At 60.4% G+C, this 24,094-nt stretch carries 19 protein-coding genes; 9 read left to right on the forward strand and 10 right to left on the reverse strand.

Annotated features, from left to right (window positions below; translation table 11 throughout):
* Window positions 1-115 precede the first annotated feature (115 nt).
* Genes JSY17_RS03135 through nadC form a run of 3 tightly spaced genes read right to left on the reverse strand, consistent with a single transcriptional unit; the run spans window position 116 to window position 3,360 of the window.
* On the reverse strand, window positions 116-1,348 hold the full coding sequence (locus JSY17_RS03135) for a VWA domain-containing protein (protein WP_206400527.1): 1,233 nt from the start codon (window positions 1,346-1,348) through the stop codon (window positions 116-118).
* Window positions 1,349-1,394: 46 nt separating this feature from the next.
* Complete coding sequence (locus JSY17_RS03140; RefSeq protein WP_162880403.1) at window positions 1,395-2,477, reverse strand: TIGR00266 family protein; 1,083 nt, start codon at window positions 2,475-2,477, stop codon at window positions 1,395-1,397.
* Between the two features lie 34 nt (window positions 2,478-2,511).
* Window positions 2,512-3,360: a carboxylating nicotinate-nucleotide diphosphorylase gene (gene nadC, locus JSY17_RS03145; protein WP_117182118.1), complete on the reverse strand. Its 849-nt coding sequence runs from the start codon at window positions 3,358-3,360 to the stop codon at window positions 2,512-2,514.
* A gap of 346 nt (window positions 3,361-3,706) precedes the next feature.
* Here nadC and JSY17_RS03150 point away from each other — a divergent pair, with 346 nt between their 5' ends.
* The 3 genes from JSY17_RS03150 to ampE all read left to right on the forward strand — a co-directional run bounded on the left by JSY17_RS03150 (window position 3,707) and on the right by ampE (window position 7,512).
* Window positions 3,707-5,962 (forward strand): DUF1631 domain-containing protein, encoded by a 2,256-nt coding sequence (locus JSY17_RS03150; protein WP_200977188.1) that lies wholly within the window; start codon window positions 3,707-3,709, stop codon window positions 5,960-5,962.
* Between the two features lie 149 nt (window positions 5,963-6,111).
* The gene (ampD, locus tag JSY17_RS03155; protein WP_206400528.1) at window positions 6,112-6,660 is read left to right on the forward strand and encodes a 1,6-anhydro-N-acetylmuramyl-L-alanine amidase AmpD; all 549 of its coding nucleotides are present in this window, start codon (window positions 6,112-6,114) and stop codon (window positions 6,658-6,660) included.
* 15 nt (window positions 6,661-6,675) lie between these two features.
* Window positions 6,676-7,512, forward strand: a complete 837-nt coding sequence (gene ampE / locus JSY17_RS03160; protein ID WP_117184918.1) for a regulatory signaling modulator protein AmpE — start codon at window positions 6,676-6,678, stop codon at window positions 7,510-7,512.
* Between the two features lie 18 nt (window positions 7,513-7,530).
* Here the strand turns inward: ampE and JSY17_RS03165 are convergent, their stop codons facing one another.
* Both JSY17_RS03165 and cra read right to left on the reverse strand, forming a co-directional pair.
* The gene (locus JSY17_RS03165; protein ID WP_206400529.1) at window positions 7,531-8,316 is read right to left on the reverse strand and encodes a TatD family hydrolase; all 786 of its coding nucleotides are present in this window, start codon (window positions 8,314-8,316) and stop codon (window positions 7,531-7,533) included.
* A gap of 6 nt (window positions 8,317-8,322) precedes the next feature.
* The gene (gene cra, locus JSY17_RS03170; protein WP_206400530.1) at window positions 8,323-9,318 is read right to left on the reverse strand and encodes a catabolite repressor/activator; all 996 of its coding nucleotides are present in this window, start codon (window positions 9,316-9,318) and stop codon (window positions 8,323-8,325) included.
* A 337-nt stretch (window positions 9,319-9,655) separates the two neighbouring features.
* Between cra and ptsP the strand changes: the two genes are divergently transcribed.
* The 5 genes from ptsP to JSY17_RS03195 all read left to right on the forward strand — a co-directional run bounded on the left by ptsP (window position 9,656) and on the right by JSY17_RS03195 (window position 18,005).
* Entirely contained in the window at window positions 9,656-12,523 is a 2,868-nt protein-coding gene (gene ptsP, locus JSY17_RS03175) for a phosphoenolpyruvate--protein phosphotransferase (RefSeq protein ID WP_206400532.1), read from the forward strand.
* Window positions 12,523-13,464, forward strand: coding sequence for a 1-phosphofructokinase (gene pfkB, locus JSY17_RS03180; RefSeq protein ID WP_206400534.1), 942 nt, complete (start codon window positions 12,523-12,525; stop codon window positions 13,462-13,464). The genes ptsP and pfkB overlap by 1 nt, the downstream gene beginning before the upstream one ends.
* 12 nt (window positions 13,465-13,476) lie before the next feature.
* The gene (locus JSY17_RS03185; protein WP_206400536.1) at window positions 13,477-15,219 is read left to right on the forward strand and encodes a PTS fructose-like transporter subunit IIB; all 1,743 of its coding nucleotides are present in this window, start codon (window positions 13,477-13,479) and stop codon (window positions 15,217-15,219) included.
* Between the two features lie 78 nt (window positions 15,220-15,297).
* Window positions 15,298-16,854, forward strand: coding sequence for an alkaline phosphatase D family protein (locus JSY17_RS03190; protein WP_206400537.1), 1,557 nt, complete (start codon window positions 15,298-15,300; stop codon window positions 16,852-16,854).
* Between the two features lie 209 nt (window positions 16,855-17,063).
* A complete protein-coding gene (locus JSY17_RS03195; RefSeq protein WP_206400538.1) occupies window positions 17,064-18,005 on the forward strand; it encodes an AEC family transporter in 942 nt (313 codons plus the stop codon).
* A 7-nt stretch (window positions 18,006-18,012) separates the two neighbouring features.
* Here JSY17_RS03195 and JSY17_RS03200 read toward each other — a convergent pair whose 3' ends face one another.
* The 5 genes from JSY17_RS03200 to gatC all read right to left on the reverse strand — a co-directional run bounded on the left by JSY17_RS03200 (window position 18,013) and on the right by gatC (window position 22,776).
* Window positions 18,013-19,041, reverse strand: a complete 1,029-nt coding sequence (locus tag JSY17_RS03200; protein ID WP_206400539.1) for a calcium/sodium antiporter — start codon at window positions 19,039-19,041, stop codon at window positions 18,013-18,015.
* Window positions 19,042-19,094: 53 nt separating this feature from the next.
* A complete protein-coding gene (locus JSY17_RS03205) occupies window positions 19,095-19,463 on the reverse strand; it encodes a septal ring lytic transglycosylase RlpA family protein (RefSeq protein WP_206400540.1) in 369 nt (122 codons plus the stop codon).
* A gap of 100 nt (window positions 19,464-19,563) precedes the next feature.
* On the reverse strand, window positions 19,564-21,009 hold the full coding sequence (gatB, locus tag JSY17_RS03210) for an Asp-tRNA(Asn)/Glu-tRNA(Gln) amidotransferase subunit GatB (protein ID WP_117182130.1): 1,446 nt from the start codon (window positions 21,007-21,009) through the stop codon (window positions 19,564-19,566).
* Window positions 21,010-21,022: 13 nt separating this feature from the next.
* On the reverse strand, window positions 21,023-22,474 hold the full coding sequence (gene gatA, locus JSY17_RS03215) for an Asp-tRNA(Asn)/Glu-tRNA(Gln) amidotransferase subunit GatA (RefSeq protein ID WP_117165771.1): 1,452 nt from the start codon (window positions 22,472-22,474) through the stop codon (window positions 21,023-21,025).
* Between the two features lie 14 nt (window positions 22,475-22,488).
* Window positions 22,489-22,776, reverse strand: coding sequence for an Asp-tRNA(Asn)/Glu-tRNA(Gln) amidotransferase subunit GatC (gene gatC / locus JSY17_RS03220; RefSeq protein WP_117165772.1), 288 nt, complete (start codon window positions 22,774-22,776; stop codon window positions 22,489-22,491).
* A 207-nt stretch (window positions 22,777-22,983) separates the two neighbouring features.
* On the opposite strand from gatC, the gene mreB reads away from it, so the two are divergent.
* On the forward strand, window positions 22,984-24,021 hold the full coding sequence (mreB, locus tag JSY17_RS03225; RefSeq protein ID WP_002555108.1) for a rod shape-determining protein MreB: 1,038 nt from the start codon (window positions 22,984-22,986) through the stop codon (window positions 24,019-24,021).
* The last annotated feature ends 73 nt before the right edge of the window (window positions 24,022-24,094 follow it).

The following is a 24,094-nucleotide window of genomic DNA, read 5'->3' on the forward strand; positions in this document are numbered from 1 at the left end:
ATCCGTGGGGGGGCCTTGGCCGCGACAGCCAGTGTGAAGGTACTGAAAATGTATTGCCTGTAAGCGGGTCGTCGCGGCCAAGGCCCCTCCCACAAGCGATAGATCGGGCTAAAAACTACAGAATTCCCGCACCCTTGGCTGCCTTGAGCCAGTCTGGAAACTCTTCCATCAGCAAGTCGTAAAGCTTCTCTTCCGGGACCTCATCCAGTTGGTCCAGAGCAAAGAAATTGCAGTTATCCACAACCCGTCCGGTCATGTCGTCGAGCTTTTCAAGAATTCCATAGCCGCGTCCGCCCAGGCCGACGAATTGCCAGAAGATCGGCAGTTTCGCCGCTTCGGTCATCAGCCGAGTGATTTCCCTGTTCTGATGAACACCGCCATCGCTGATGAACAGAATGTAGATCGGTGTCCGGTCGCCTGATTGCTTGTAGTAGTCAATGACCATGCGCATGGCCTTGGGCTCGTCATTGACCCTTGCACCCAGCTCCCAGTTCTTCCAGCCACCGTTGTCGGTCTGAATGAAGTCCTTGAAGTTGCCCAGCGACACCGACGACAACTGGCAAGGCTGGGCCCCGAAAGCCCAGCAATCCAGTGCGCCGTCATCATCGAAATGCACTGCCAACGGGATCAGACGGTTGACCACTTCCTGTACGTGGCCGCGACTGTATTGCGCATTCATGGAGCCGGAAGCATCCAGTACCAGGCCGACACGAGCCTTGGTGTCGGTCAGTCTGGCTTTCTCCAGGCTGACCTGAGCTTTTTTCGCCAGGCTGACCAGTTGTGGGGCTGCTTCAGCGATTTTCTTCTCCAGCGACACCCTTGTTGGAGCTGGCGCGGGAGCTTCGGCGATTTCGCCACCGAAGTGCACCACCAGAGCATCCAGTCCGGCGTTATAACCCTGCAGGTTGGATGCGATGCGCCATTCACCGTTCTTGCGATAGAGCTCAGTGACCATGATGGCTTTCTCGGCAGCGAAGGTTGCGCCAGAGAACTCGCCGCGAGCGACTTCGCGCCCGGCATCCTTGATGCTGAAATGGCTGGCCTGGATGTCGCTCATTGCCCCGATGCCATCGATGGACGCCGTGAACACCAGCCGGTCTATGGAGGCGGGCAGCCCGGCGAGGGCAATCTGAAAGTCGCCGCCGTTGATCTGCCTGACTCTGTTGCAAGGGCTGGCGGGCTGGTTGAAGAAAATCATGTAGCGGTCATCCGACAGCTTGCCTTGGGCATCAACACCGAAGCAGACGTAATCGATCACATGGGCGGACTTGATGTCGATGGATAGGGTGAGATCCGAGCCTTGAATCAGGCTGGAAAGCGGGATTCGCTGGCCTTGAGTGATTTGCATGTCTCTTCCTTGTGCATTCGGGGGCTGCCTGCGGCCCCGGGATTGTTCAGCGCTCGCTGCGTGCCACTCCGGCAGGGCTGGCCGCCAGCATGCGTCCGGCCAGGCGCGAGAAAGGCAGGCTTTGCAGCCATACCGTGCCGGGGCCTGTCAGTTTTGCGAAGAACACGCCTTCACCGCCAAACAGCATCGATTTGATACCGCCGACCATGCGGATGTCGTAATCGACGCTTTGGGTCATGGCTGCCAGGCACCCGGTATCCACATCCAGAGATTCGCCTGCCGCCAGCTCGATCTTGCGCACGGTACCGCCCATGTGCACAAAAACCCAGCCGTCACCCTCCAGCTTCTGCAGCACGAAACCCTCGCCGCCAAACAGGCCGGTGAGGATTTTCTTCTGGAGCTGGATACCGATGGAAACGCCTTTGGCTCCGGCCAGGAAACTGTCCTTCTGACAGATCAGCTTGCCGCCGAAGTCGCGCAGGTGCAGGGGCAGGATGGTGCCGGGGTAGGGCGCGGCGAATGCGACGCGACCCTTGCCGGAGCCTTGTTGCGAGAACACGGTGGTGAACAGGCTTTCACCGGTGAGCATGCGCTTGCCCGCGCCGAAGAGCGAACCCAGCAGCCCTGAAGACTGGCTGCTGCCATCGCCAAAGATGGTTTCCATCTGCACGTCGCAGGTCTTGTACATCATCGAACCGGCCTCGGCCACGGCGCTTTCGCCACGGTCCAGTTCCAGTTCGACGAACTGCGTTTCGCTGCCGTAGAGCTTGAAGTCCACGCCATCGGTGGCTTGCCCGGAGCCAAACCCGCTTGAAGTGCCTGGGTCGGGAGTGAACGAAGGTCGTCTGCTGGCCGATGCAACTGCTGGTGCAGGTGTTGGAGCAGGAGCAGCATGGGCGGGCAGGGCCGCTGGCCGGGGCTGGATCATGTCGGGCGTCGGGTCCGGGAAGGGCGTGACGCCATCCTTCTTCATGGCCCGAACTTCCTGGACCTGATAAATCGGCTGCCAGTCCGGCATGCCTTGTTTCCAGCACCATGCGCCCGGCGCTTCGCGAGCGATAAGTCGGGCCGCTGCTGCGTCCATGGGGCCGAGCTGCTTGCCCGCATTCACTACGAACCATTGTTCCAAGATGACGGCTCCTCTCTCTCGAGTTGTGTGCAGGTCAGAGACTCAAGCGCATGGACAGGTCCACCGCTTTCACATCCTTGGTCATCGCGCCAATGGAGATATAGTCGACGCCGGTTTCGGCAATCACTCGCAAGGTGTCGTCATTGATACCGCCGCTGGCTTCGAGTTTGGCGCGTCCTGCTGTCAGACGGACTGCCTCGCGCATGTCATCCAGGCTCAATTCGTCGAGCATGATGATATCGGCACCGGCTTCGAGCGCCTGTTTGAGTTCGTTCAGGCTTTCCACTTCGACTTCCACCGGCTTGCCGGGGGCGATCTTGTGCGCGGCGGCCACGGCCTGGGCAATGCCGCCGCAGGCAGCAATGTGGTTTTCCTTGATCAGGAAGGCATCGTACAGACCGATGCGATGGTTATGGCAGCCGCCACAGGTTACGGCATATTTCTGCGCCAGACGCAGGCCGGGCAGAGTCTTGCGGGTGTCGAGCAGTTTGACCTGAGTATCGCTCACCATGTCGGCATAGTGCTGCGCACGGGTGGCGACGCCTGAAAGCAGTTGCAGGAAATTGAGCGCGCTGCGCTCGCCCGTCAGCAGCGAGCGGGCCGGACCTTCCAGATGAAACAGCGCCTGATTGGGGCTGACCCGGTCGCCATCGGCCACTTGCCAGTGCACCGCAACCCGTGGATCGAGTTGACGAAAAACCGTATCGACCCATGCCGTACCCGCGATCACGGCGGCGTCGCGAGAAATGATGGTGGCCTTGGCCAGCCGCTCCTGCGGAATCAATTGAGCGGTGATATCGCCACTGCCGACGTCTTCGAGCAATGCACGCCGCACATTGGCTTCTATTTCGGCTGTCAGGTCGGCGAGTCGTAAATTCGGCATAGCAGGCTCCACTAACAAAGTCGCAGGAGTATAAGGCACCGCACCTTCGTAACCCACCTGTCCGGCTTGTCCTGTCCGCAAAGTGTGCTGTTGGTCGGTTTTGTAAATTCCTTTGCGATATATGTCGATTGGCGTTGTCTATCGCTGCACATCCCCTGATCTGTAATGCGCTTGTTACAAGGCGCAATACTTCGCTGGCGTTCCGTACAAGTTTTGAAAGATAATCCGACTTGTATTTGACGTCATAGCTTTGACGTAGCGCGAAGACCATGGGGATCGCTTCACAGGCGAAGGTTGCAAACCGCGTTTGTGATGGGATTAAAGCCGTTTCCTGTCTGGGGGTTTGATGCAAAACGACGAAAACGTTGTGCCGTTGAGCAAGGGAATTCCTGCCCAGGGTACAAGTACGCCTTTGGCCCGGCTGCCCGTCGTGTTGTTGCAGGTGCGTGATAAAGCCGCACAGCAGCTCAAGGATGCCTTGCAGGCGCTGTTCGACAACGCTGACGACACCCTGTTCGAGATGGCCGACCGCGCTGTCAGTAATACTGACCAGAACCTGTTTTTCGAGGCCATGCGCGATTTGCGCCTCAAGCGCAAAAGCATCGAGCGGGCGTTTCTCGACAAGTTCTACGAATCTTTCCTGGCGCTGGGCCAGTACCAGATCACCGAGCCCGTGCTGCCGGCAGCGGTCGCGTTCGACAAGCTGTCGCTTGTGCCTAACGACGAGCTGGAAAAAACCGTAGCCGTCGATTCGATGGTCGCCAAGGTCATTAGCCGCGATGGCGTTGCCCTGAGCCAGCTGACGGCGCGCCTGAACGAGCTGATTCCCCAGCCGATCACTGTCGACACCAACCCCATGGGGCCGGCAATGCTGTGCAACTTCTTCCTGCAGGCCAAGCGCAGCCTGGGGGTCGAGATCAAGGTCAAGCTGATCGTTCTCAAGCTGTTCGAGAAATACATCCTGACCAACATCGATCACCTGTATGGCGAAGCCAACCAGTTGTTGATCGCCACCGGCATCCTGCCCGAAATGAAAGCCTTGCCTGCCCGTCGCTCTTCCGACCGGCCTGCTCCCAGGGCGCGGCCCAGCGAACTGTCCGATCCGGCACTGGCGCAGGCGGCGGACAAGCTCGACAAGGGGGTGCTCGAAGTGTTTTCGGCGCTGCAGGAGCTCTTGCTGCAAGTGCGCGGCAACCTGACTCCGCGTCATGGCCCGAGCTCTGAGGTGCGCCCCATCTCCAGCAAGGACCTGCTGCGTCTGCTTTCGCATCTGCAGCAATATGTGCCGACCTCGGATGCCCCCGAAGATTTCGATCTGCGTAACCAGCTCGAGCAACTGCTGACCCGTGTCAGCGTCAAGAGCGGTAAATCTCGCAGTGTCGGTGCCGGCGATGAGGATGTGATCAACCTGATCGCCATGCTGTTCGAATTCATTCTCGATGACCGCAACCTGCCGCATTCGCTGCGGGCGCTGATCGGGCGTCTGCAGATTCCGATGCTCAAGGTCGCCGTGATCGACAAGAGCTTCTTCAGCCGTGGCAGCCATCCGGCCCGCCGCCTGCTCAACGAAATCGCCACTGCTGCACTGGGCTGGGGCGGGCGCGATGACTATCAGCGCGACTCGCTGTACATGCGTGTCGACCAGATCGTGCAGCGTCTGCTCAACGACTTCGTCGACGACCCGGCGATTTTCTCCGAACTGCTGGCTGACTTCCTGGCCTTCACCAGCGACGAGCGCCGCCGTAGCGAGCTGCTTGAGCAGCGTACCCGTGATGCCGAAGAAGGCCGCACCCGTGCCGAGCTGGCGCGTCAGTTGGTTCAGCATGAACTCAACCAGCGCTTGCTGGGCAAAACCCTGCCCGAAGCGGTAGTACGCCTGCTGGAGCAGGCCTGGAGCAAGGTACTGCTGCTGACCTGTCTCAAGCATGGCGAAGGTTCGAGCGAGTGGCTGGCCGGATTGCAGGCCATGGACGACCTGATCTGGAGTGTTGAACTGCACGAAGACCCGGAAGCGCGGCAGAAGCTGCTCGAACTGGTTCCGGGCCTGCTCAAGTCATTGCGCGAGGGGCTGACCAGCGCCGCCTTTGACCCATTCGCCACCAGCGAGTTTTTCAGCCAGTTGGAAGTGCTTCATGTGCAGGCTTTCCAGCACTTCTCCCGCTTGCAGGACGTGCAAGGCGATGAGCTTCAGAGTGCAGATGCATTGACTGAAGTTGAGCCTGCCGAAGGCCCGGCCATGATGGTCGTGATGGAAGAGATCGTCCTGACTGCGCCGGACGAGCCGTTGAGCAATGAAAGTGTCCTGCAATTGCCCAACGACGATGCCGGTCTGCAGATGGTCGACAAGCTGCGCGTGGGCAACTGGGTCGAGATCCAGGAAGACGAAGAGAACAAGTTGCGTTGCAAACTCACGGCTATCGTCGAGCCTTCCGGACGCTACGTGTTCGTCAACCGCACCGGCATGAAGGTGCTGGAAAAGTCCCGCATGGGGCTGGCCATCGAATTGCGTCGCGGCACCATCCGCATCCTCGACGATGCCTTGCTGTTCGACCGGGCACTGGAGTCGGTGATCAGCAGTCTGCGCAAGCTCAAGGGCTCATAAGGCCCGCAGGAGGAGGGGATGCCTGCCAGGGTGCCCCTCCTGTCTGGGTGCAGCGCCTGAAAAAATGTCTTCGCGAATGAATTCGTTCCTGTCTCCGATTCTGTTTGGGCATACTTGTGCCCATCGACCTCGTTCTTCAAGGAGCCTTCATGCAGTTGGACCCCGCAAGCGGTTGGTGTGACAACGTACGGCATTGCCCGTCACCCAATTTCAATGCGCGACCCGAGGGTGAGATCTCGCTGCTGGTGATCCACAACATCAGCCTGCCGCCTGCTCAATTCAAGACGGGCAAGGTCCAGGCGTTTTTTCAGAACCGGCTGGATATCACCGAGCATCCCTATTTCGAAGGCATTGCCGACCTGCGTGTCTCAGCGCATTTTCTGATCGAGCGTGATGGCGAGGTGACTCAGTTCGTCTCATGTCTTGACCGGGCATGGCATGCTGGCGTTTCCTGTTTCCAGGAGCGTGAAGCCTGTAATGACTTTTCCATCGGTATCGAACTGGAAGGCACGGATGACCAGCCCTTTACCGATGCGCAATATGCCGCCTTGATCGATCTGACGCGCCAGTTGCGTCAGGCATTTGTGGCAATCACGCCCGAGCGCATTTGTGGGCACAGCGATATCGCACCCGGACGCAAGACCGATCCGGGGCCATGTTTCGACTGGGCTCGTTTTAAAGCCGCCTTGCAGGACTGAAGTGAGGATCAAGCGATGAGTTTTCTGGTGTTGCTGCTGGCAGTCTGGGTCGAAAAGTTTTCGGCGCTGCGTCAGCGTGTACAACGTGACGGGCCATGGCTGAAGGAACTGGCCAGGCTCGAGTCAAGTCCGCGAACCGCTTCTCGTCCCTGGGTCATGCTGGCTCTGCTGATCCTGCTGCCGCTTCTGATACTGCATCTGGCACTGACCATCGTCGGCTCGGTGGCCTACGGCTGGCTGGCGCTGCCGCTTCATCTTCTGGTGCTGATCTACAGCCTTGGCCGTGGCGACCTGCTGGCTGCACTCGGACCCTTTCGCGATGCCTGCCGGCGTGGCGATGAACAGGCTGCCGTGCATGTGGCCGAAAGAGACATGGGCGTGCTGGCCGACAACAGCGAGCAACTGCTGGAAGGCGTTCAGAGTTACATGCTCTGGCAGGCCTATCAGAGCTTCTTCGTGGTGATTTTCTGGTACTTCCTGCTGGGACCGGTTGCGGCGCTGGCTTATCGCTTGCTGGCCCTGGCGGCCGAAAACGGCAAGACTCCGGCGCTGGTGGAGCGGGCGACGCAATTGCGTCATGCCTTCGACTGGATACCTGTCAGGCTGCTGGCGGCGAGTTTCGCGCTGGTGGGCAACTTCGTTGCGGTCAGCCGGGTGATGCTGCATGAATTGCTCAACTGGAACATCAGCGCTGCGCAACTGATTGCCCGCATCGGCCGGGTCGCCAGCGAAGTCCCGGCACCTGTCATGGGAGCCGATGGCGTGACCAGCCTCGATCTGCTCTGGGAGCTGCTGATACGTGCCGCCATCGTCTGGTATGCGGGTTTTGCGCTGTGGACACTGTTGATCTGATCTGTATTGGGAGCCCATTCATTCGCGAACAGGCCACCCGAACAGTTCACAGGCATTGCGGGTGCTCACCTGCGCCAAGCGTTCGGGGCTGACCTTCAACAGCCCGGCCAGTGCCTTGGCTATCTCCGGCAAATGCTGCGGACTGTTGCGCTGATTGGAGTACATCGCCGGAGCCATGTCCGGCGAGTCGGTTTCCAGGACGATGCTTTCCAGCGGCAGTTCGGCGATGACCCGGTGCATGCGTAGCGCCTGTGGCCAGGTCGCGGCACCGCCAAGTCCGAGCTTGAACCCCAGCTTCATGTACTCCCGAGCCTCTTCCCGACTGCCGGCAAACGCATGAATGATCCCGCTGCGCCTGAGCTTGTGGCGCTTGAGTGTCGCAATCACATCCGCGTGGCTGCGTCGTACATGCAGCAGAGCCGGTAGATCGAAGTCGGCCGCCAGTTGCAGTTGTGCCTCGAAGACCTGCTGCTGGCTCTGGCGGTCCGGGTTTTCGACGTAGTAATCCAGCCCGATCTCGCCCACGGCGCACAGCTGAGGATGGCCTTTGAGGCGACTCAGCCAGTCGCCCAGCTCGGTCAGGTGCTCGGGGCGATGCTCGTCGATATAGATCGGGTGCAGGCCGAATGCTGCATACAGCGACGGATGCTCCAGGGTCAGGTCCCATAACCGTTGCCAGTTACGTTGATAAACCCCCAGAACCACCATGCGCTCCACGCCAAGTGCGCGGCAGTTGTCGAGTACCTGCGCACGATCGGCGTCGAAATCCGGGAAGTCCAGGTGAGTGTGGGTATCGATCAGCATGCCCGGTCAGCTCTCGTGAATGCGCTGCTTGAAGGTCCGTACGATGGCATGTACGCCGGGTTCGTACTGATCGTTTTCGATGGCATCCAGTGCCAGTTGCAGGGCCTTTTCGGCAATCAACTGATGCTGCTGTGCCATGGCATTGACCGGCAGCGGCAGGAAGTCCAGCAACTGGGTGTCACCGAAAGTGCCCAGGTGCAATTGCGCAGGGTTGAGGTCCTGGCTTTGCAGCACATCGAAAACACCTTGCAGCAACACGTAGGACGTTGTGATCAGTGCATCGGGCAAATGTCCCAGGCGTTGCAGCATGTCGCTCATCAGGCGCTGGCCACACTCGCGACTGAAAGCTTCGCCATGTTCGATGGTGGTCGTGCCGGTAAAGCCATCGAGCGCATGCCGGAAACCCTCTGCCCGCGACTGGCTGACGCTCAGTTCAGGCCGCGCGCCCAGCAGGGCGATATGTTCGGGATGCGTTTGTAACAGGCTGCGGGTCAGTTGCAGGCTGGCGTCGTGGTCGTCGCTGACCACCGAGCAGAAGAAATCGGCGTTCATTTCCCGGTCAATGGCGATGATCGGCAGGCCTTTGTTCTGCAGTTCGCGGTAACTGTCGTTGTTGGAGGGCAGGCAACTGGCGACCAGCAAGGCATCGCAGCGGCGGGCACGGAATACCTGCAGCAGTTGCAGTTCGCTGGCGGGATCGTCGTCGGAACTGGCGATCAGCAACTGATAGCCGCGGGCGCGTGCGCCTTGCTCCAGCAGTTTGGCGATACGGGCGTAACTGGGGTTTTCCAGATCCGGCAGGATGAAGCCCAGAGTGCGGCTGTGACGGGTACGCAGGCCCGCAGCTTGAGGATTGGGGCGGAAGTCATGCTGTTCGACCACCGCCTTCACACGCTCGACGGTCGCGGGGCTGATGCGTTGCTGTTCGGCCTTGCCATTGATTACGTAACTGGCTGTGGTGACGGAAACGCCTGCCAGGCGCGCAATATCGCTGAGTTTCACGCGAAAAGTTCCTTTTCGTGGTTGTCTCGTATCAACGAGGAGTTTCGCTGAATGCGGAGCATCTTTACACCAGACCATAGGGGACCCCCAAGTGCTCGGTGTATTTTGAGACGTCTCCTACAGCTATCGGACCGGCTGGGCTTCAACGCGAGTCCATAATCGAGTAACGTGCCGTGCAATTCTAGATTAAACGATTCAGCAAGCTGATATTTGCTGCAAATCAGGATGAAAGTGCAATCCGACAGGCAGCACTTTCGTCTTCCAGGCTGTCGATCACTGATGATCGTCATTAAAACAAGAATCAGGTGGCGCTACGGCGCTGCACAGGAGTCAGGACATGCTCGAACTTTCTCTGGAGCAAATATCCATGGGCCGCACAGCTGTGGATAAGTCGGGCGCGTTGCAACTGATCGCCGACCATCTGGTCGCTGACGGTCTGGTTGCCGAGGGTTACCTCAACGGGCTGATGAGTCGCGAGCAGCAAGGCTCTACCTTTCTTGGCCAGGGCATCGCAATTCCCCACGGCACCCCTGAAACCCGCGATCTGGTATTCAGTACCGGCGTGCGCCTGATGCAGTTCCCTGAAGGCGTGGATTGGGGCGACGGGCAAATTGTTTACCTGGCCATCGGCATTGCGGCCAAATCGGATGAACACCTGCGGTTGCTGCAATTACTGACCCGCGCACTGGGCGAGGCGGATCTGGGCCATGCCCTGCGCGAGGCGAAAACCCCGGAAGACCTGCTGCGGCTCTTGCAGGGCGCGCCTCAGGAGCTGGCCCTCGATGCCCAGATGATCAGCCTCGGCGTATCGGCCGACGATTTTGAAGAACTGGTCTGGCGCGGGGCTCGCCTGCTGCGCCGGGCCGATTGTGTAAACAACGGCTTTGCCGCGATCCTCCAGCAGGTCGAAGCGCTGTCGCTGGGCGATGGCCTGTGGTGGCTGCACAGCGAGCAGACGGTCAAGCGCCCTGGCCTGGCCTTCGTGACACCGGACAAACCCCTGCGCTATCTGGGCCAACCACTGACTGGACTGTTCTGTCTGGCCAGCCTCGGGGAAGCTCATCAGACACTGCTTGAGCGTCTGTGCTCGCTGTTGATCGAAGGCCGTGGCCACGAACTGGGCCATGCCACCAACAGCCGCGTCATCCTGCAAGCCCTGGGCGGTGAGCTGCCAGACGAGTGGCCGACCCGGCAGATTGCTCTGGCCAATGCTCATGGCTTGCATGCCCGTCCGGCCAAGGTGCTGGCGCAACTGGCCAAGGAATTTGAAGGCGAGATTCGTGTGCGCGTGGTGGAAAGCGGCGAAACCGCAGTGTCGGCCAAGAGCCTGAGCAAGCTGCTCAGCCTCGGTGCCCGTCGCGGGCAGACGCTGGAATTCATTGCCGAGCCGAGTATTGCGCAAGACGCTTTGCCTGCCTTGCTGGCGGCTGTGGAACAAGGTCTTGGTGAGGAGGTCGAGCCACTGCCGGTCGCGACCGAGCCGCAGGCCGCTCCCCAAAAAGCTGCGGTGGCCAAGGCTGTGGCTGCGCCCGGCGAGGGTGCCGTGCTGCAAGCGGTGTCGGCCTCACCGGGCATTGCCATCGGACCTGCTCATGTTCAAGTATTGCAAGCCTTCGATTATCCGCAGCAGGGCGAATCGGTGGCTGCTGAGCGGGCGCGTCTGCAACAGGCTCTGGCCGAGGTGCGTCAGGATATCGAAAGCCTGATCCAGCGCAGCAAGGCCAAGGCCATCCGCGAAATCTTCATCACCCACCAGGAAATGCTCGATGACCCGGAGCTGGGCAGCGAGACCGAGCTGCGCCTGAACAAGGGCGAAAGCGCCGCTGCTGCCTGGGCCGGGGTGATCGATGCCGCCGCTTCCCAGCAGGAACAGTTGAATGATGTTCTGCTGGCCGAGCGTGCTGCGGACCTGCGTGATGTGGGGCGTCGTGTGCTGGCGCAAATCTGTGGTGTCGAAACCGTTGCTGCTCCCGATGAGCCTTACATTCTGGTGATGGACGAAGTCGGCCCGTCCGATGTGGCGCGACTGGACCCGGCGCACGTCGCGGGCATTCTGACCGCCCGGGGGGGCGCAACGGCGCACAGCGCTATCGTGGCGCGGGCCCTGGGTATTCCGGCGTTGGTGGGGGCTGGTGATGAGGTCTTGCAACTCAAGTCGGGCACCGTTCTGCTGCTCGATTGCCAGCGGGGGCGGCTGACTGTCGCGCCGGATGAGTCGACCTTGCAGCGTGCGGTCCAGGACCGCGATGCCCGTGAGCAGCGTCTCAAGGCGGCAGCCGCCTCGCGCATGGAGCCCGCAGTGACTCGCGATGGTCATGCCGTCGAAGTCTTCGCCAACATCGGCGACAGCACGGGCACTCCGGCTGCGGTTGAGCAGGGTGCCGAAGGTATTGGCCTGCTGCGCACCGAATTGCTGTTCATGGCTCATTCCCAGGCGCCGGACGAAGCGACTCAGGAAGCCGAATACCGTCGTGTGCTCACCGATCTGGGCGGTCGTCCTCTGGTGGTTCGTACCCTGGACGTGGGCGGTGACAAACCGTTGCCCTACTGGCCCATCGACAAGGAAGAAAACCCGTTCCTCGGCGTGCGTGGCATTCGTCTGACCCTGCAACGCCCTGACGTGATGGAAAGCCAGTTACGCGCCTTGCTGCGCTCGGCTGACAGCGGACCGTTGCGCATCATGTTCCCCATGGTAGGCACCGTAGAAGAGTGGCGTCAGGCGCGGGACATGACCCAGCGTTTGCGTGAAGAAATTCCGGTCAGCGATCTGCAACTGGGGATCATGATCGAAGTCCCGTCGGCTGCCTTGCTGGCCCCGGTACTGGCCAGGGAAGTGGATTTCTTCAGCGTCGGCACCAACGACCTGACCCAGTACACCATGGCCATCGACCGTGGCCATCCGACCCTTTCCGCCCAGGCGGACGGCTTGCACCCGAGTGTGCTGCAACTGATCGACATGACCGTGCGGGCCGCCCATGCCAACGGCAAGTGGGTCGGTGTGTGTGGCGAGCTGGCGGCGGACCCGCTGGCGGTGCCGGTACTGGTCGGGCTGGGTGTGGATGAGCTGAGTGTTTCGGCGCGCAGCATTGGCGAGGTCAAGGCGTGTGTGCGTGAACTGGAACTGAGCACCGCTCAGCAACTGGCGCAACAGGCGCTGACTGCAGGCAGCGCAGCCGAAGTGCGTGCGCTGGTGGAGGCTTTGTAATGGCGAAGATTCTTACCCTGACCATGAACCCGGCGCTGGACCTGACTGTGCAGTTGGGTCAACTGGAGCTCGGGCAGGTCAATCGCAGTGACGCCATGCTCAGCCATGCGGCCGGCAAGGGGCTGAACGTGGCTCAAGTCCTGGCTGATCTGGGGCATGAACTGACCGTGGCCGGTTTTCTCGGCATCGATAATCAGCAGCCGTTCGAGTCCCTGTTTACCCGTCGCGGTTTTGTCGACGAATTCGTGCGTGTGCCGGGCGAAACCCGCAGCAACATCAAACTGGCCGAAGGCAGCGGGCGCATCACCGACTTGAACGGTCCGGGCCCACAGGTCAGCGAAGCGGCCCAGCACGCTCTGTTTGCCAGGGTCGAGCAGATTGCACCTGGCTTCGATGCCGTGGTGGTCGCCGGTAGCCTGCCTCGTGGCGTCACTCCCGAATGGCTGCAAAAACTCTTGCTGATGCTGAAGGGGCTCGGCCTCAAGGTGGCGCTGGACAGCAGCGGCCTGGCCTTGCGTGCCGGTCTTGCAGCAGGCCCCTGGCTGATCAAGCCCAATACCGAAGAACTGGCCGATGCGCTTGATGCACCGATCATCTCTATCGCTGCCCAGGCCGAAGCGGCGACCCGCTTGCGTGCTCAGGGTATCGAGCATGTGGTGATTTCCCAGGGTTCGGAGGGGGTGCACTGGTTCAGTTCCGGCATAGCGCTGCATTCACTGCCACCGAAAGTCACTGTCGCCAGTACCGTGGGGGCCGGAGATTCTCTGTTGGCAGGCATGGTTCACGGTCTGCTTGGTGGCCATGAGCCTCAGAAAACCTTGCGCACGGCGACCGCGATTGCCGCCATGGCAGTGACCCAGATCGGTTTCGGCATTACCGATGCCGCCCGACTCAAACGACTTGAAAGCGGCGTCACTGTACGCAGCCTGACAGAACAATAAGAGAGGATCGTGATGAAGTTAGCCATTGTAACGGCCTGCCCGAACGGCAAGGTCAGCAGCGTCCTCAGCGCACGATTGCTCGATGCGGCAGCCCAGCGTCAGGGTTGGGAAACCAGCGTCGAAGTCGTGGATCCGAACAAGCCCGAACAGTGCCTTTCGGCGCTGGATATCGAAGCGGCCGATCTGGTGCTGGTGGTCAACACCGGCCCGCTGGACCTGAGCCGTTTTGTCGGCAAGCGCCTGTTCCAGGACACGCCGGCCCATGCCTTGCAGGATGTCGACGGTTTCCTGAAGCATGCTGCCGATGAGGCGCAAGTCTATGCTGCGCCTGCGACCGATGAGGCTGTCGCGGTCGGCAGCTCCGGCAGCCAGCCGCGCATTGTTGCCATCACCGCTTGTCCGACCGGTGTTGCACACACCTTCATGGCCGCCGAAGCGATTCAACAGGCTGCCAAGCGTCTGAATTACGACCTGCAAGTGGAAACCCAGGGTTCGGTCGGGGCGCGCAATCCGCTCAGTCCGCAGGCGATTGCCGATGCCGACGTGGTGCTGCTGGCGACGGATATCGAAGTCAATACCGACCGCTTTGCGGGCAAGAAAATCTACCGCTGCGGCACCGGCATTGCCCTCAAGCATTCCGACGCAACCCTGAAAAAAGCCCTGGCCGAGGGGCAGGTCGAGTCGGTGGATGAAGTGGCCAAGTCGCCTTCCAGAAAAGAAGGGACCGGCGTCTACAAGCACTTGTTGACCGGTGTGTCGTTCATGCTGCCGATGGTGGTCGCGGGCGGTCTGCTGATTGCGTTGTCGTTCGTGTTCGGCATCAAGGCTTATGAGCAAGAGGGCACTCTGGCAGCGGCGCTGATGAAGATCGGCGGCGAGTCGGCATTCAAGCTGATGGTGCCGTTGCTCGCAGGTTACATCGCTTACTCCATCGCCGACCGTCCGGGTCTGGCACCGGGCATGATCGGCGGCTTGCTGGCCAGTACGCTGGGCGCGGGTTTCATCGGCGGTATCGTGGCCGGTTTCCTGGCGGGTTACAGCGCGTTGCTGATCAACCGCTACGCCCGCCTGCCGGCCAGTGTCGAAGCGCTCAAGCCGATTCTTATCATCCCGTTGCTGTCGAGCCTGTTTACCGGCCTGATCATGATCTATGTGGTGGGCCAGCCGGTTGCGGGCATGCTCGCCAGCCTGACCACCTTCCTGGACAGCATGGGCACCACCAATGCGATTCTGCTGGGTGTGCTGCTGGGCGCGATGATGTGCGTGGATCTGGGCGGGCCGATCAACAAGGCTTCCTATGCGTTTTCCGTAGGTCTGCTGGCGTCCCAGAGCTATGCACCCATGGCGGCTGCGATGGCTGCCGGTATGGTGCCGCCCATCGGTATGGGCATCGCCACGATCCTGGCGCGCCGCAAGTTCGCGCAGAGCGAGCGCGAGGCCGGCAAGGCCGCGTTCGTACTGGGACTGTGTTTCATTTCCGAAGGCGCGATTCCTTTTGCCGCCAAGGACCCGTTGCGGGTGATTCCGGCCAGCGTGATTGGTGGTGCGCTGACCGGCGCGCTGTCGATGTACTTCGGCTGCAAACTGATGGCGCCTCACGGTGGTCTGTTCGTGATGCTGATCCCCAACGCGATCAACCATGCGTTGCTGTATCTGCTGGCCATTGTCGTGGGCAGCGTGGCGACCGGTGTGATCTACGCAGTGCTCAAACGGCCTGAAGCGGTAGAGATGGAACTGGCAAAAGCCACCGCCTGACACTTGGCTGCGGGTTGTCATATCTCTCCAACATTGGCCTGCTAGGTTTCCCCTTTCGCATCTTGAAAGGGGTTAACCATGAGCCAGTTCGATCTCAAGCGCCGTCGGGTGATTCAGGCTGTCGGAGCCGGTTTTCTGTTGCCGGGTCTGGCACCGGCAGTCATTGCCTCGGTGCAGGATCGCCCGAAGATGACCGAGGGTGTGCAGTCCGGGGATCTGCTGGGTGATCGGGCGATGGTCTGGAGCCGCAGCGACCGCCCTTCGCGCATGGTGGTCGAATGGGACACCCGCAGCATGTTCCCCAATCCGCGCCGGCTGGTGTCGGCGCTGGCCGATCAGCAGACGGATTTCACCGCCCGGGTCGAGCTGAGCGGTCTGCCTGTGGACCAGGCGATTTTCTACCGTGTGCATTTCGAGGATGCCCAGTCGGGTGTTGCCAGCGAGCCCTGGTTCGGTCATCTGCGCAGCATGCCGCAACAGCGTCGCGACATCCGTTTTGTGTGGAGTGGCGACACCGTCGGCCAAGGCTTTGGCATCAACCCGGACATTGGCGGCATGCGTATCTACGAAGCCATGCGCCTGCGCCTGCCTGACTTCTTTATCCACAGCGGCGATACCATTTACGCCGATGGTCCGATCCCGGCGCAGATCACCACCGAAGGCGGGCGTATCTGGCGCAACATCATCAGCGAAGCGAAAAGCAAGGTTGCCGAGACGCTGGACGAATACCGTGGCAACTACCGCTACAACCTGATGGACGAGAATCTGCGCCGCTTCAACGCCGAGGTGCCGCAGATCTGGCAATGGGACGATCACGAGGTCACCAACAACTGGTCGCCCAGCAAACAGCTGGATGATCGTTACAAGGTCAAGGACATCCAGTTGCTGTCGGCTCGCGGGCGGCAGGCCTTTCTGGAATACGCGCCCATGCGTTTGCAGCAGGCCGATAACGGCGGGCGCATCTACCGCAAGATCCCTTATGGCCCGATGCTCGATGTGTTCGTGCTGGACATGCGCAGCTATCGCGATGGCAATGACGCCAACCTGGCCGACAAGCCGGGGCCGACCACGGCCTTTCTGGGCCGTGAGCAACTGGACTGGCTCAAACGCGAGCTCAAGGCTTCGAATGCGCAGTGGAAAGTCATCGCAGCCGACATGCCCATTGGTCTTGGTGTCCCGGACGGCGAAGTCAGCCCCGGTGTGGGGCGCTGGGAAGCCATCGCCAACGGTAACGATGGCCCGGTCCTGGGGCGCGAACTGGAAGTGGCCGAGCTGCTGGCGTTCATGCGGGCACAACAGATCCGCGATTGCGTATGGCTGACTGCCGATGTGCATTATTGCGCTGCCCATCACTATCAACCGGAGCTTGCAGTGTTCCAGGATTTCGACCCGTTCTGGGAGTTTGTGGCCGGGCCGCTCAATGCAGGAAGCTTCGGCCCCAACCCGCTGGACAAGACCTTCGGCCCGGAACTGGTCTTCCAGAAAGCCCCGCCGGCCCAGAACACCTCACCTTTTGCGGGCTTCCAGTTCTTCGGGGAAGTGAACATCGATGGACAGACCGCAGAAATGACCGTAACCCTGCGGGATCTGGATGGTGTGTCAGTGTTTGAGCGCAAGTTGCAGCCTGCGGTTTAGTTTTTCGTGTCATGTGCATTTTGTGGGAAGGGCCTTGGCCGCGACTTCAATTGATGGCCCTGAAAATGTGTTGCCGTCATGAAAGTCGTCGCGGCCAAGGCCCCTTCCCACAATGTGCCTGGAAAACCAGGAACTGAAATTCCCTGCAACACCTTCACTCCCTGCTGGCTTATGATGACGGGACCTAATGACGGGATCAGGTCTGCGGCATGCTGGCTATTTTTCTTGAAACCCTGAACATTACCGCGCCTGTATTTGCCATGCTGTTTCTGGGCGTGCTCCTCAAGCGCATCCATGCGATCAATGATGGCTTCATCGTCGTGGCGTCGGGGCTGGTGTTCAACGTCACCATGCCGGCGCTGTTGTTTCTGGGGATCATTCACGCCAACCTGAACGAAGCGCTGCAGCCCGGACTGCTGATTTTTTTCAGCGTTGCGACCGTGTTGAGTTTCGCGGCCACCTGGGGCTGGGCGATCTGGCGTTGCCCCAGGGAGGATCGGGGCGTATATGTCCAGGGGGCGTTTCGCGGCAACAATGGTGTGGTGGGCCTGGCTTTGGCCGCCAGCATGTATGGGGCATACGGTATTTCGCTGGGAGCGATTCTCGCTGCTCTGGTGATTGTGTTTTACAACGCGCTTTCGACCATTGTGCTGGCGGTCTACAGCCCGGTGATCAAGTCCGATCCGTGGAGCATCTTCAAGAGTGTGCTGGCCAATCCGCTGATCATCAGTGTCATCGGCGCTTCACCTTTCGCCTATTTCGGTATCGGCCTGCCCAAATGGCTGGAGACGTCCGGTAGTTACCTGGCGCAGATGACCTTGCCGCTGGCGCTGATCTGTATCGGCGGTACGCTGTCGCTGGCGTCCTTGCGCAAAAGCGGCGCGCTGGCGATCAGTGCGAGTATGGTGAAAATGGTCTGGCTGCCACTGATCTGCACTTTTGCAGCATGGCTGGTGGGCTTTCGCGGTGCGGAGCTGGGGATTCTGTTTCTGTATTTCGGCAGCCCGACGGCAGCAGCCAGTTACATCATGGCCCGTACTGCCAACGGCAATTACGAGCTGGCCGCCGCGATCATCGTTATCACCACGCTGGCTGCGGCTGTGACGACCAATATCGGGATCTTCCTGTTGCAGTGGGGCGGCTGGATCTGATCGGCTGTCAATGCTGACGCCGCCAGGCCTTCACAATGCCAAAGGCTACCGCGATACCCAGCAGTGGCAGGATGAACTGGATCATCAGGTGCTCAAGCCTTTCGGCCAGCAGCATGCCGGTACTGAACGACACGATATGCAGCCCGTAGGTCAGGTACAGCGCCAGCAGCAACAGCCCTTCGAAGCGGGTGATGCGATAACCGGCGTAAAACAGCGGCAGGCAGAGCACGGCGACGCCGAGCATGATCGGCAGGTCGAACACCAGCGCATTGGGAGATATCGACAACGGCACGGGTGAGATCAGCGCGGTCACGCCCAGAACGCCCAGCAGATTGAACAGATTGCTGCCAATCACGTTGCCCACCGCAATATCCCGCTCGCCGCGCAAGGCCGCGATCAGGGACGTCATCAGGGCAGGCAGGGACGTAACGATGGCCATCAGTGTCAGGCCGATGATGCGCTCTGAAAGCCCCAGATTGATTGCGATCACCACCGCAGCATCCACCAGCAGATGACCGCCGAACGCCAGCGACAGCAGGCCGCAGGCCAGCAGGGCAATGCAGGTCAGGGTGCGGGGTTTTTCCTTGCTGTGGGTGTGTCCATGACGTGCGCCTCCAGCCTGGCGCAGCACGATAAACAGACAGCCCAGCATCGCGCCCAGCAGCAATCCCCCGTCGAGCTTGCTGAACTCGCCATTCCACGACAGACCGATGACCAGCAGACTGGCTCCGATCATCAACGGGATGTCGATGCGCAGCACCTGACGGGCGACCCGCAACGGAATGATCAGGGCACACAGGCCCAGAATCACCAGCACATTGAAGATATTGCTGCCGATGACGCTGCCTACGGCAATGTCGGTGCTGTCGGAATACGCGGCTTGCAGGCTGACGGCCATCTGCGGTGCGCTGCTGCCCAGTGCAACCACGGTCAGGCCGATGATCAGCGGCCGAATCCTGAGGATCGAGGCCAGGCGCACGGCGGCGCGCACCGATAATTCTGCGCCGATCAGCAGAAGCAGAAGACCGCTCAGCAACTGGATGAGCGCGGGGGCGGGAAGGGTCGATAGCTGGATAATTCGGGCTGTCCTCAGTCGAGGCTCTGGACACGCACCGGCGCGGTTCCGCTGCGCAGCATGCCCAGTTGTTCGGCGGCTTCGCGGGATACATCGATCAGCCGGCCTCGTACATGAGGGCCGCGATCATTGATGCGCAGCACGACACTCTTGTTGTTGTCGAGATTGGTAACCTTGACCCGGGTGCCGAAAGGCAGCTCGCGATGAGCGGCGGTCAAGGCATTCTGATTGAAGGGCTCGCCACTGGCGGTACGCTTGCCGTGATGTCGGGAACCGTAATACGAAGCACGACCGGTTTCGTCGTAGCCGTGGGGATCTATGTCATGACTGGCGCAACCGGCCAGCAGGGTGAGCAGGGAGCAGGCAGTGACAAGTCGGCGCATCGGTCAAATCCTGTGATGCCTGTTTAACGATGTGAGATCGGGTTGATCCGCGAAAAGCCCCGAATGGCTTTCGCGGATAAATCCGTTCCAATGGCTTGGATCAGCCTTCGAGCTTGGCCTTCAGCAGTTCGTTCACTTGCTGCGGGTTGGCCTTGCCTTTGGAGGCTTTCATTGCCTGACCGACGAAGAAGCCGAACATCTTGCCGCGTTTGGCTTCGTCTGCGGCGCGGTACTGTTCGACCTGTTCGGCATTGGCAGCGAGCATCTCGTCGAGCATCGATTCGATGGCACCGCTGTCGGTAACCTGCTTCAGGCCACGTTTCTCGATGACTTCGTCGGCACTGCCTTCACCATTTGCCATGGCTTCGAACACCATCTTGGCGATCTTGCCGGAAATGGTGTTGTCCAGGATGCGCTTGAGCATGCCGCCCAGTTGTTCGGCGCTGACCGGCGACTCTTCGATCTCCAGGCCTTGCTTGTTCAACAGGCTGCCCAGCTCGACCATGACCCAGTTGGCCGCCAGCTTGGCGTCGCCGCCGATGCTCACGACCTTCTCGAAGTAGTCGGCCTGCTCGCGGCTGGAAGCCAGCACGCTGGCATCGTAGGCCGACAGACCGAACTGGCTCTGGAAGCGCTCGCGTTTCTGGGGCGGCAATTCCGGCAGGGTGGCGCGGGTTTCGTCGAGGAACGAGTCTTCGATGATGACCGGCAACAGGTCCGGATCGGGGAAGTAACGGTAGTCGTTGGCTTCCTCCTTGCTGCGCATGGCGCGGGTTTCGTTGGTGTTCGGGTCGTACAGGCGCGTCTGCTGGATGACCTTGCCACCGTCTTCGATCAGGTCGATCTGGCGCTGGATCTCGCTGTTGATCGCTTTCTCGATGAAGCGGAACGAGTTGACGTTCTTGATCTCGCAGCGAGTACCGAATTCGGCCTGGCCCTTGGGGCGAACCGACACGTTGCAGTCGCAACGCAGCGAGCCTTCGGCCATGTTGCCGTCGCAGATGCCCAGGTAACGAACCAGCGCGTGGATGGCCTTGACGTAAGCCACGGCTTCCTTGGCGCTACGCATGTCCGGTTCCGAAACGATTTCCAGCAGCGGCGTACCGGCGCGGTTCAGGTCGATGCCGGTCATGCCGCTGTAGTCTTCGTGCAGGCTCTTGCCCGCATCTTCTTCCAGGTGGGCGCGGGTGATGCCGATGCGCTTGACCGTGCCGTCCTCGAGGGTGATGTCCATATGGCCCTTGCCGACGATTGGCAATTCCATCTGGCTGATCTGGTAACCCTTGGGCAGGTCCGGGTAGAAGTAGTTCTTGCGGGCGAACACGTTGTGCTGACCGATTTCGGCATTGACCGCCAGGCCGAACTTGACGGCCATGCGTACCGCTTCCTTGTTGAGCACCGGCAATACGCCCGGCATGCCCAGATCCACAAGGCTGGCCTGGGTGTTGGGTTCGGAGCCGAACGTGGTGGCGCTACCGGAGAAAATCTTCGATTGGGTCGAAAGCTGGGTGTGAATCTCCAGCCCGATGACGACTTCCCATTGCATATTAAGTTGCTCCTCAGAAGCCTTCAGGTGTGCGTGTGTGCCAGTCAGTGACTTGCTGATACTGATGGGCCACATTCAACAGACGGCCTTCCTGGAAATACGGCGCAAGCAATTGCACACCCACCGGCAGGCCGTCGACGAAGCCGGCAGGCATGGACAGGCCCGGCAGACCCGCGAGGTTGGCGGTGATGGTGTAGAAGTCTTCCAGATAGGCAGACACCGGATCGTTGTTCTTGGCGCCGATTTTCCAGGCCGGGTTGGGCGTGGTCGGGCCGAGAATCACGTCGACTTCGGCGAAGGCATTCATGAAATCATTCTTGATCAGGCGACGAATCTTCTGCGCTTGCAGGTAGTAGGCGTCGTAGTAACCAGCCGACAGCGCGTAGGCACCGACCATGATGCGGCGCTGTACTTCAGGGCCGAAGCCTTCGGCGCGGGAGCGCTTGTACAGGTCGGTCAGGTCTTTTGGCTCTTCGCAGCGATAACCGAAGCGCACGCCGTCGAAGCGCGACAGGTTCGAGGAAGCCTCTGCCGGAGCGATGACGTAATACGCAGGAATCGCGTGCTGGTTGTTCGGCAGGCTGATTTCCTTGACGATCGCGCCGAGCTTTTCCAGCTCCTTGACGCTTTCGTGTACCAGTTGCGCAATGCGCGGGTCCAGACCTGCGCTGAAGTATTCCTTCGGCAGACCGATGCGCAGGCCCTTGAGCGAGGTATTGAGGCTGGCGGAGTAATCCGGCACCGGCTCATCGATGCTGGTGGAGTCCTGTGGATCGAAGCCGGCCATGCCTTGCAGCAGCAGGGCGCAGTCTTCGGCGGTGCGGGCCATGGGGCCTGCCTGATCGAGGCTGGATGCGTAGGCGATCATGCCCCAGCGGGAAACGCGCCCGTAGGTCGGTTTCAGCCCGGTCAGGTTGGTCAGTGCAGCCGGTTGGCGAATCGAGCCACCGGTGTCGGTGCCGGTGGCCGCAGGCAGCAGACGTGCCGCAACCGCAGCAGCCGAACCGCCGGACGAACCGCCGGGAACGTGCTCCAGAGCCCAGGGGTTTTTCACCGCGCCGTAGTAGCTGGATTCGTTGGCCGAGCCCATGGCGAACTCGTCCATGTTGGTCTTGCCGAGAGTCACGGTGCCCGCGGCTGCCAGCCTGGCAACCACGGTGGCGTCGTAGGGCGCCTTGAAGTTGTCGAGCATGCGCGAGGCGCAACTGGTACGGATGCCCTGGGTGCAGAACAGGTCCTTGTGTGCCAGGGGCGCGCCCAGCAGGGCGCCGTTCTCACCGGCAGCGCGACGTGCGTCTGCGGCCTGCGCCTGGGTGATCGCCAGGTCTTCGGTGAGGGTGATGAAGCTGTTGAGCTGAGGGTCGAGCTGCGCAATGCGCGCCAGCAGGACACGGGTCAGTTCTTCGGAAGAAAACTTTTTATCGGCGAGTCCGCGGGCGATCTCGGCCAGAGTCATTTGATGCATGCAGGCTCTTTCCCTTACTCGATGACTTTCGGAACCAGATAAAGCCCGTCCTGGACCGCTGGTGCGATGACTTGGTAAGTGTCGCGACGATTGTGTTCTGTAACGGCGTCTTCGCGCAGGCGCTGGGAAGCTTCCAGCGGGTGAGCCAGAGGTTCGATGCCTGTGGTATCGACCGCCTGCATCTGATCGACCAGCCCGAGAATGCTGTTAAGTGCTTCGGTGGTACGCGGGATATCGGCGTCATCCAGGCCCACTCGGGCCAGATGGGCGATCTTTTCCACGTCGGAGCGTTCAAGCGCCATGGGGTATCTCCAGTGGAATGCCGGTGAATCGGTCTGCCGGCAAATTGCGGAACACCACCGCATTTATGCGGTCTTAAAGCCGCTAACGTCGCGGGGTGTGTTCAGAAAACCGCCAATTTAACATATTGGCTCCTTGCCCAAAATCCCTGTCGTTGTTAGAGTTTGCCGCACTTTTTTACCCACGCGTTCCCTAGGGTCCCATATCCCATGTTCAAGAAACTGCGTGGCATGTTTTCCAGTGATCTTTCCATCGACCTGGGCACTGCCAACACCCTTATTTACGTGCGTGAGCGCGGTATCGTTCTGAATGAGCCTTCTGTAGTTGCAATTCGTACTCATGGCAACCAGAAGAGTGTCGTGGCTGTCGGCACCGAAGCCAAACGTATGCTGGGCCGTACTCCAGGCAACATCGCAGCCATTCGTCCAATGAAAGACGGCGTTATCGCCGACTTCAGCGTGTGCGAAAAGATGCTGCAGTACTTCATCAACAAGGTTCACGAAAACAGCTTTCTGCAGCCCAGCCCTCGTGTGCTGATCTGCGTGCCGTGCAAGTCTACTCAGGTCGAGCGTCGCGCCATTCGCGAGTCGGCTCTGGGCGCCGGTGCCCGTGAAGTATTCCTGATCGAAGAGCCAATGGCCGCTGCCATCGGTGCCGGTCTGCCGGTCGAAGAAGCTCGTGGTTCGATGGTCGTCGATATCGGTGGCGGTACCACTGAAATCGCTCTGATCTCGCTCAACGGCGTGGTCTATGCCGAATCCGTACGTGTCGGCGGCGACCGTTTCGACGAAGCGATCATCACTTATGTGCGCCGCAACTACGGCAGCCTGATCGGTGAGTCCACCGCAGAGCGCATCAAGCAGGAAATCGGTACAGCCTACCCAGGCGGTGAAGTCCGTGAAGTCGACGTGCGCGGCCGTAACCTGGCCGAAGGCGTGCCACGTGCCTTCACCCTGAACTCCAATGAAGTGCTCGAAGCTCTTCAGGAGTCTCTGGCGACTATCGTTCAGGCCGTCAAGAGCGCCCTGGAGCAATCTCCGCCGGAACTGGCTTCCGATATCGCCGAGCGCGGTCTGGTGCTGACCGGTGGTGGCGCACTGCTGCGTGATCTGGACAAGCTGCTGGCCCAGGAAACCGGTCTGCCGGTCATCGTTGCCGAAGACCCGCTGACCTGTGTGGCGCGTGGTGGTGGCCGTGCGCTGGAAATGATGGATAAGCACACCATGGATCTGCTCTCCAGCGAGTAATTCGCCGGGGCGCTGTTCATAGGGTCTTTTGTATGCAGGTAGCGCTTGTGCTACCTGTATGCGTTAGGCTGAC

It is taken from the genome of Pseudomonas capsici, from assembly GCF_017165765.1.
GTDB classification, from domain to species: domain Bacteria; phylum Pseudomonadota; class Gammaproteobacteria; order Pseudomonadales; family Pseudomonadaceae; genus Aquipseudomonas; species Aquipseudomonas capsici.

Bases quoted from the DNA above. Each gene is read 5' to 3' on its own strand.
- JSY17_RS03135 (WP_206400527.1), bottom strand. From the start codon at position 1,348: ATGCAAATCACTCAAGGCCAGCGAATCCCGCTTTCCAGCCTGATTCAA.
- nadC (WP_117182118.1), bottom strand. From the start codon at position 3,360: ATGCCGAATTTACGACTCGCCGACCTGACAGCCGAAATAGAAGCCAAT.
- JSY17_RS03150 (WP_200977188.1), top strand. From the start codon at position 3,707: ATGCAAAACGACGAAAACGTTGTGCCGTTGAGCAAGGGAATTCCTGCC.
- ampD (WP_206400528.1), top strand. From the start codon at position 6,112: ATGCAGTTGGACCCCGCAAGCGGTTGGTGTGACAACGTACGGCATTGC.
- ampE (WP_117184918.1), top strand. From the start codon at position 6,676: ATGAGTTTTCTGGTGTTGCTGCTGGCAGTCTGGGTCGAAAAGTTTTCG.
- JSY17_RS03165 (WP_206400529.1), bottom strand. From the start codon at position 8,316: ATGCTGATCGATACCCACACTCACCTGGACTTCCCGGATTTCGACGCC.
- ptsP (WP_206400532.1), top strand. From the start codon at position 9,656: ATGCTCGAACTTTCTCTGGAGCAAATATCCATGGGCCGCACAGCTGTG.
- pfkB (WP_206400534.1), top strand. From the start codon at position 12,523: ATGGCGAAGATTCTTACCCTGACCATGAACCCGGCGCTGGACCTGACT.
- JSY17_RS03185 (WP_206400536.1), top strand. From the start codon at position 13,477: ATGAAGTTAGCCATTGTAACGGCCTGCCCGAACGGCAAGGTCAGCAGC.
- JSY17_RS03190 (WP_206400537.1), top strand. From the start codon at position 15,298: ATGAGCCAGTTCGATCTCAAGCGCCGTCGGGTGATTCAGGCTGTCGGA.
- JSY17_RS03195 (WP_206400538.1), top strand. From the start codon at position 17,064: ATGCTGGCTATTTTTCTTGAAACCCTGAACATTACCGCGCCTGTATTT.
- JSY17_RS03205 (WP_206400540.1), bottom strand. From the start codon at position 19,463: ATGCGCCGACTTGTCACTGCCTGCTCCCTGCTCACCCTGCTGGCCGGT.
- gatB (WP_117182130.1), bottom strand. From the start codon at position 21,009: ATGCAATGGGAAGTCGTCATCGGGCTGGAGATTCACACCCAGCTTTCG.
- gatA (WP_117165771.1), bottom strand. From the start codon at position 22,474: ATGCATCAAATGACTCTGGCCGAGATCGCCCGCGGACTCGCCGATAAA.
- gatC (WP_117165772.1), bottom strand. From the start codon at position 22,776: ATGGCGCTTGAACGCTCCGACGTGGAAAAGATCGCCCATCTGGCCCGA.
- mreB (WP_002555108.1), top strand. From the start codon at position 22,984: ATGTTCAAGAAACTGCGTGGCATGTTTTCCAGTGATCTTTCCATCGAC.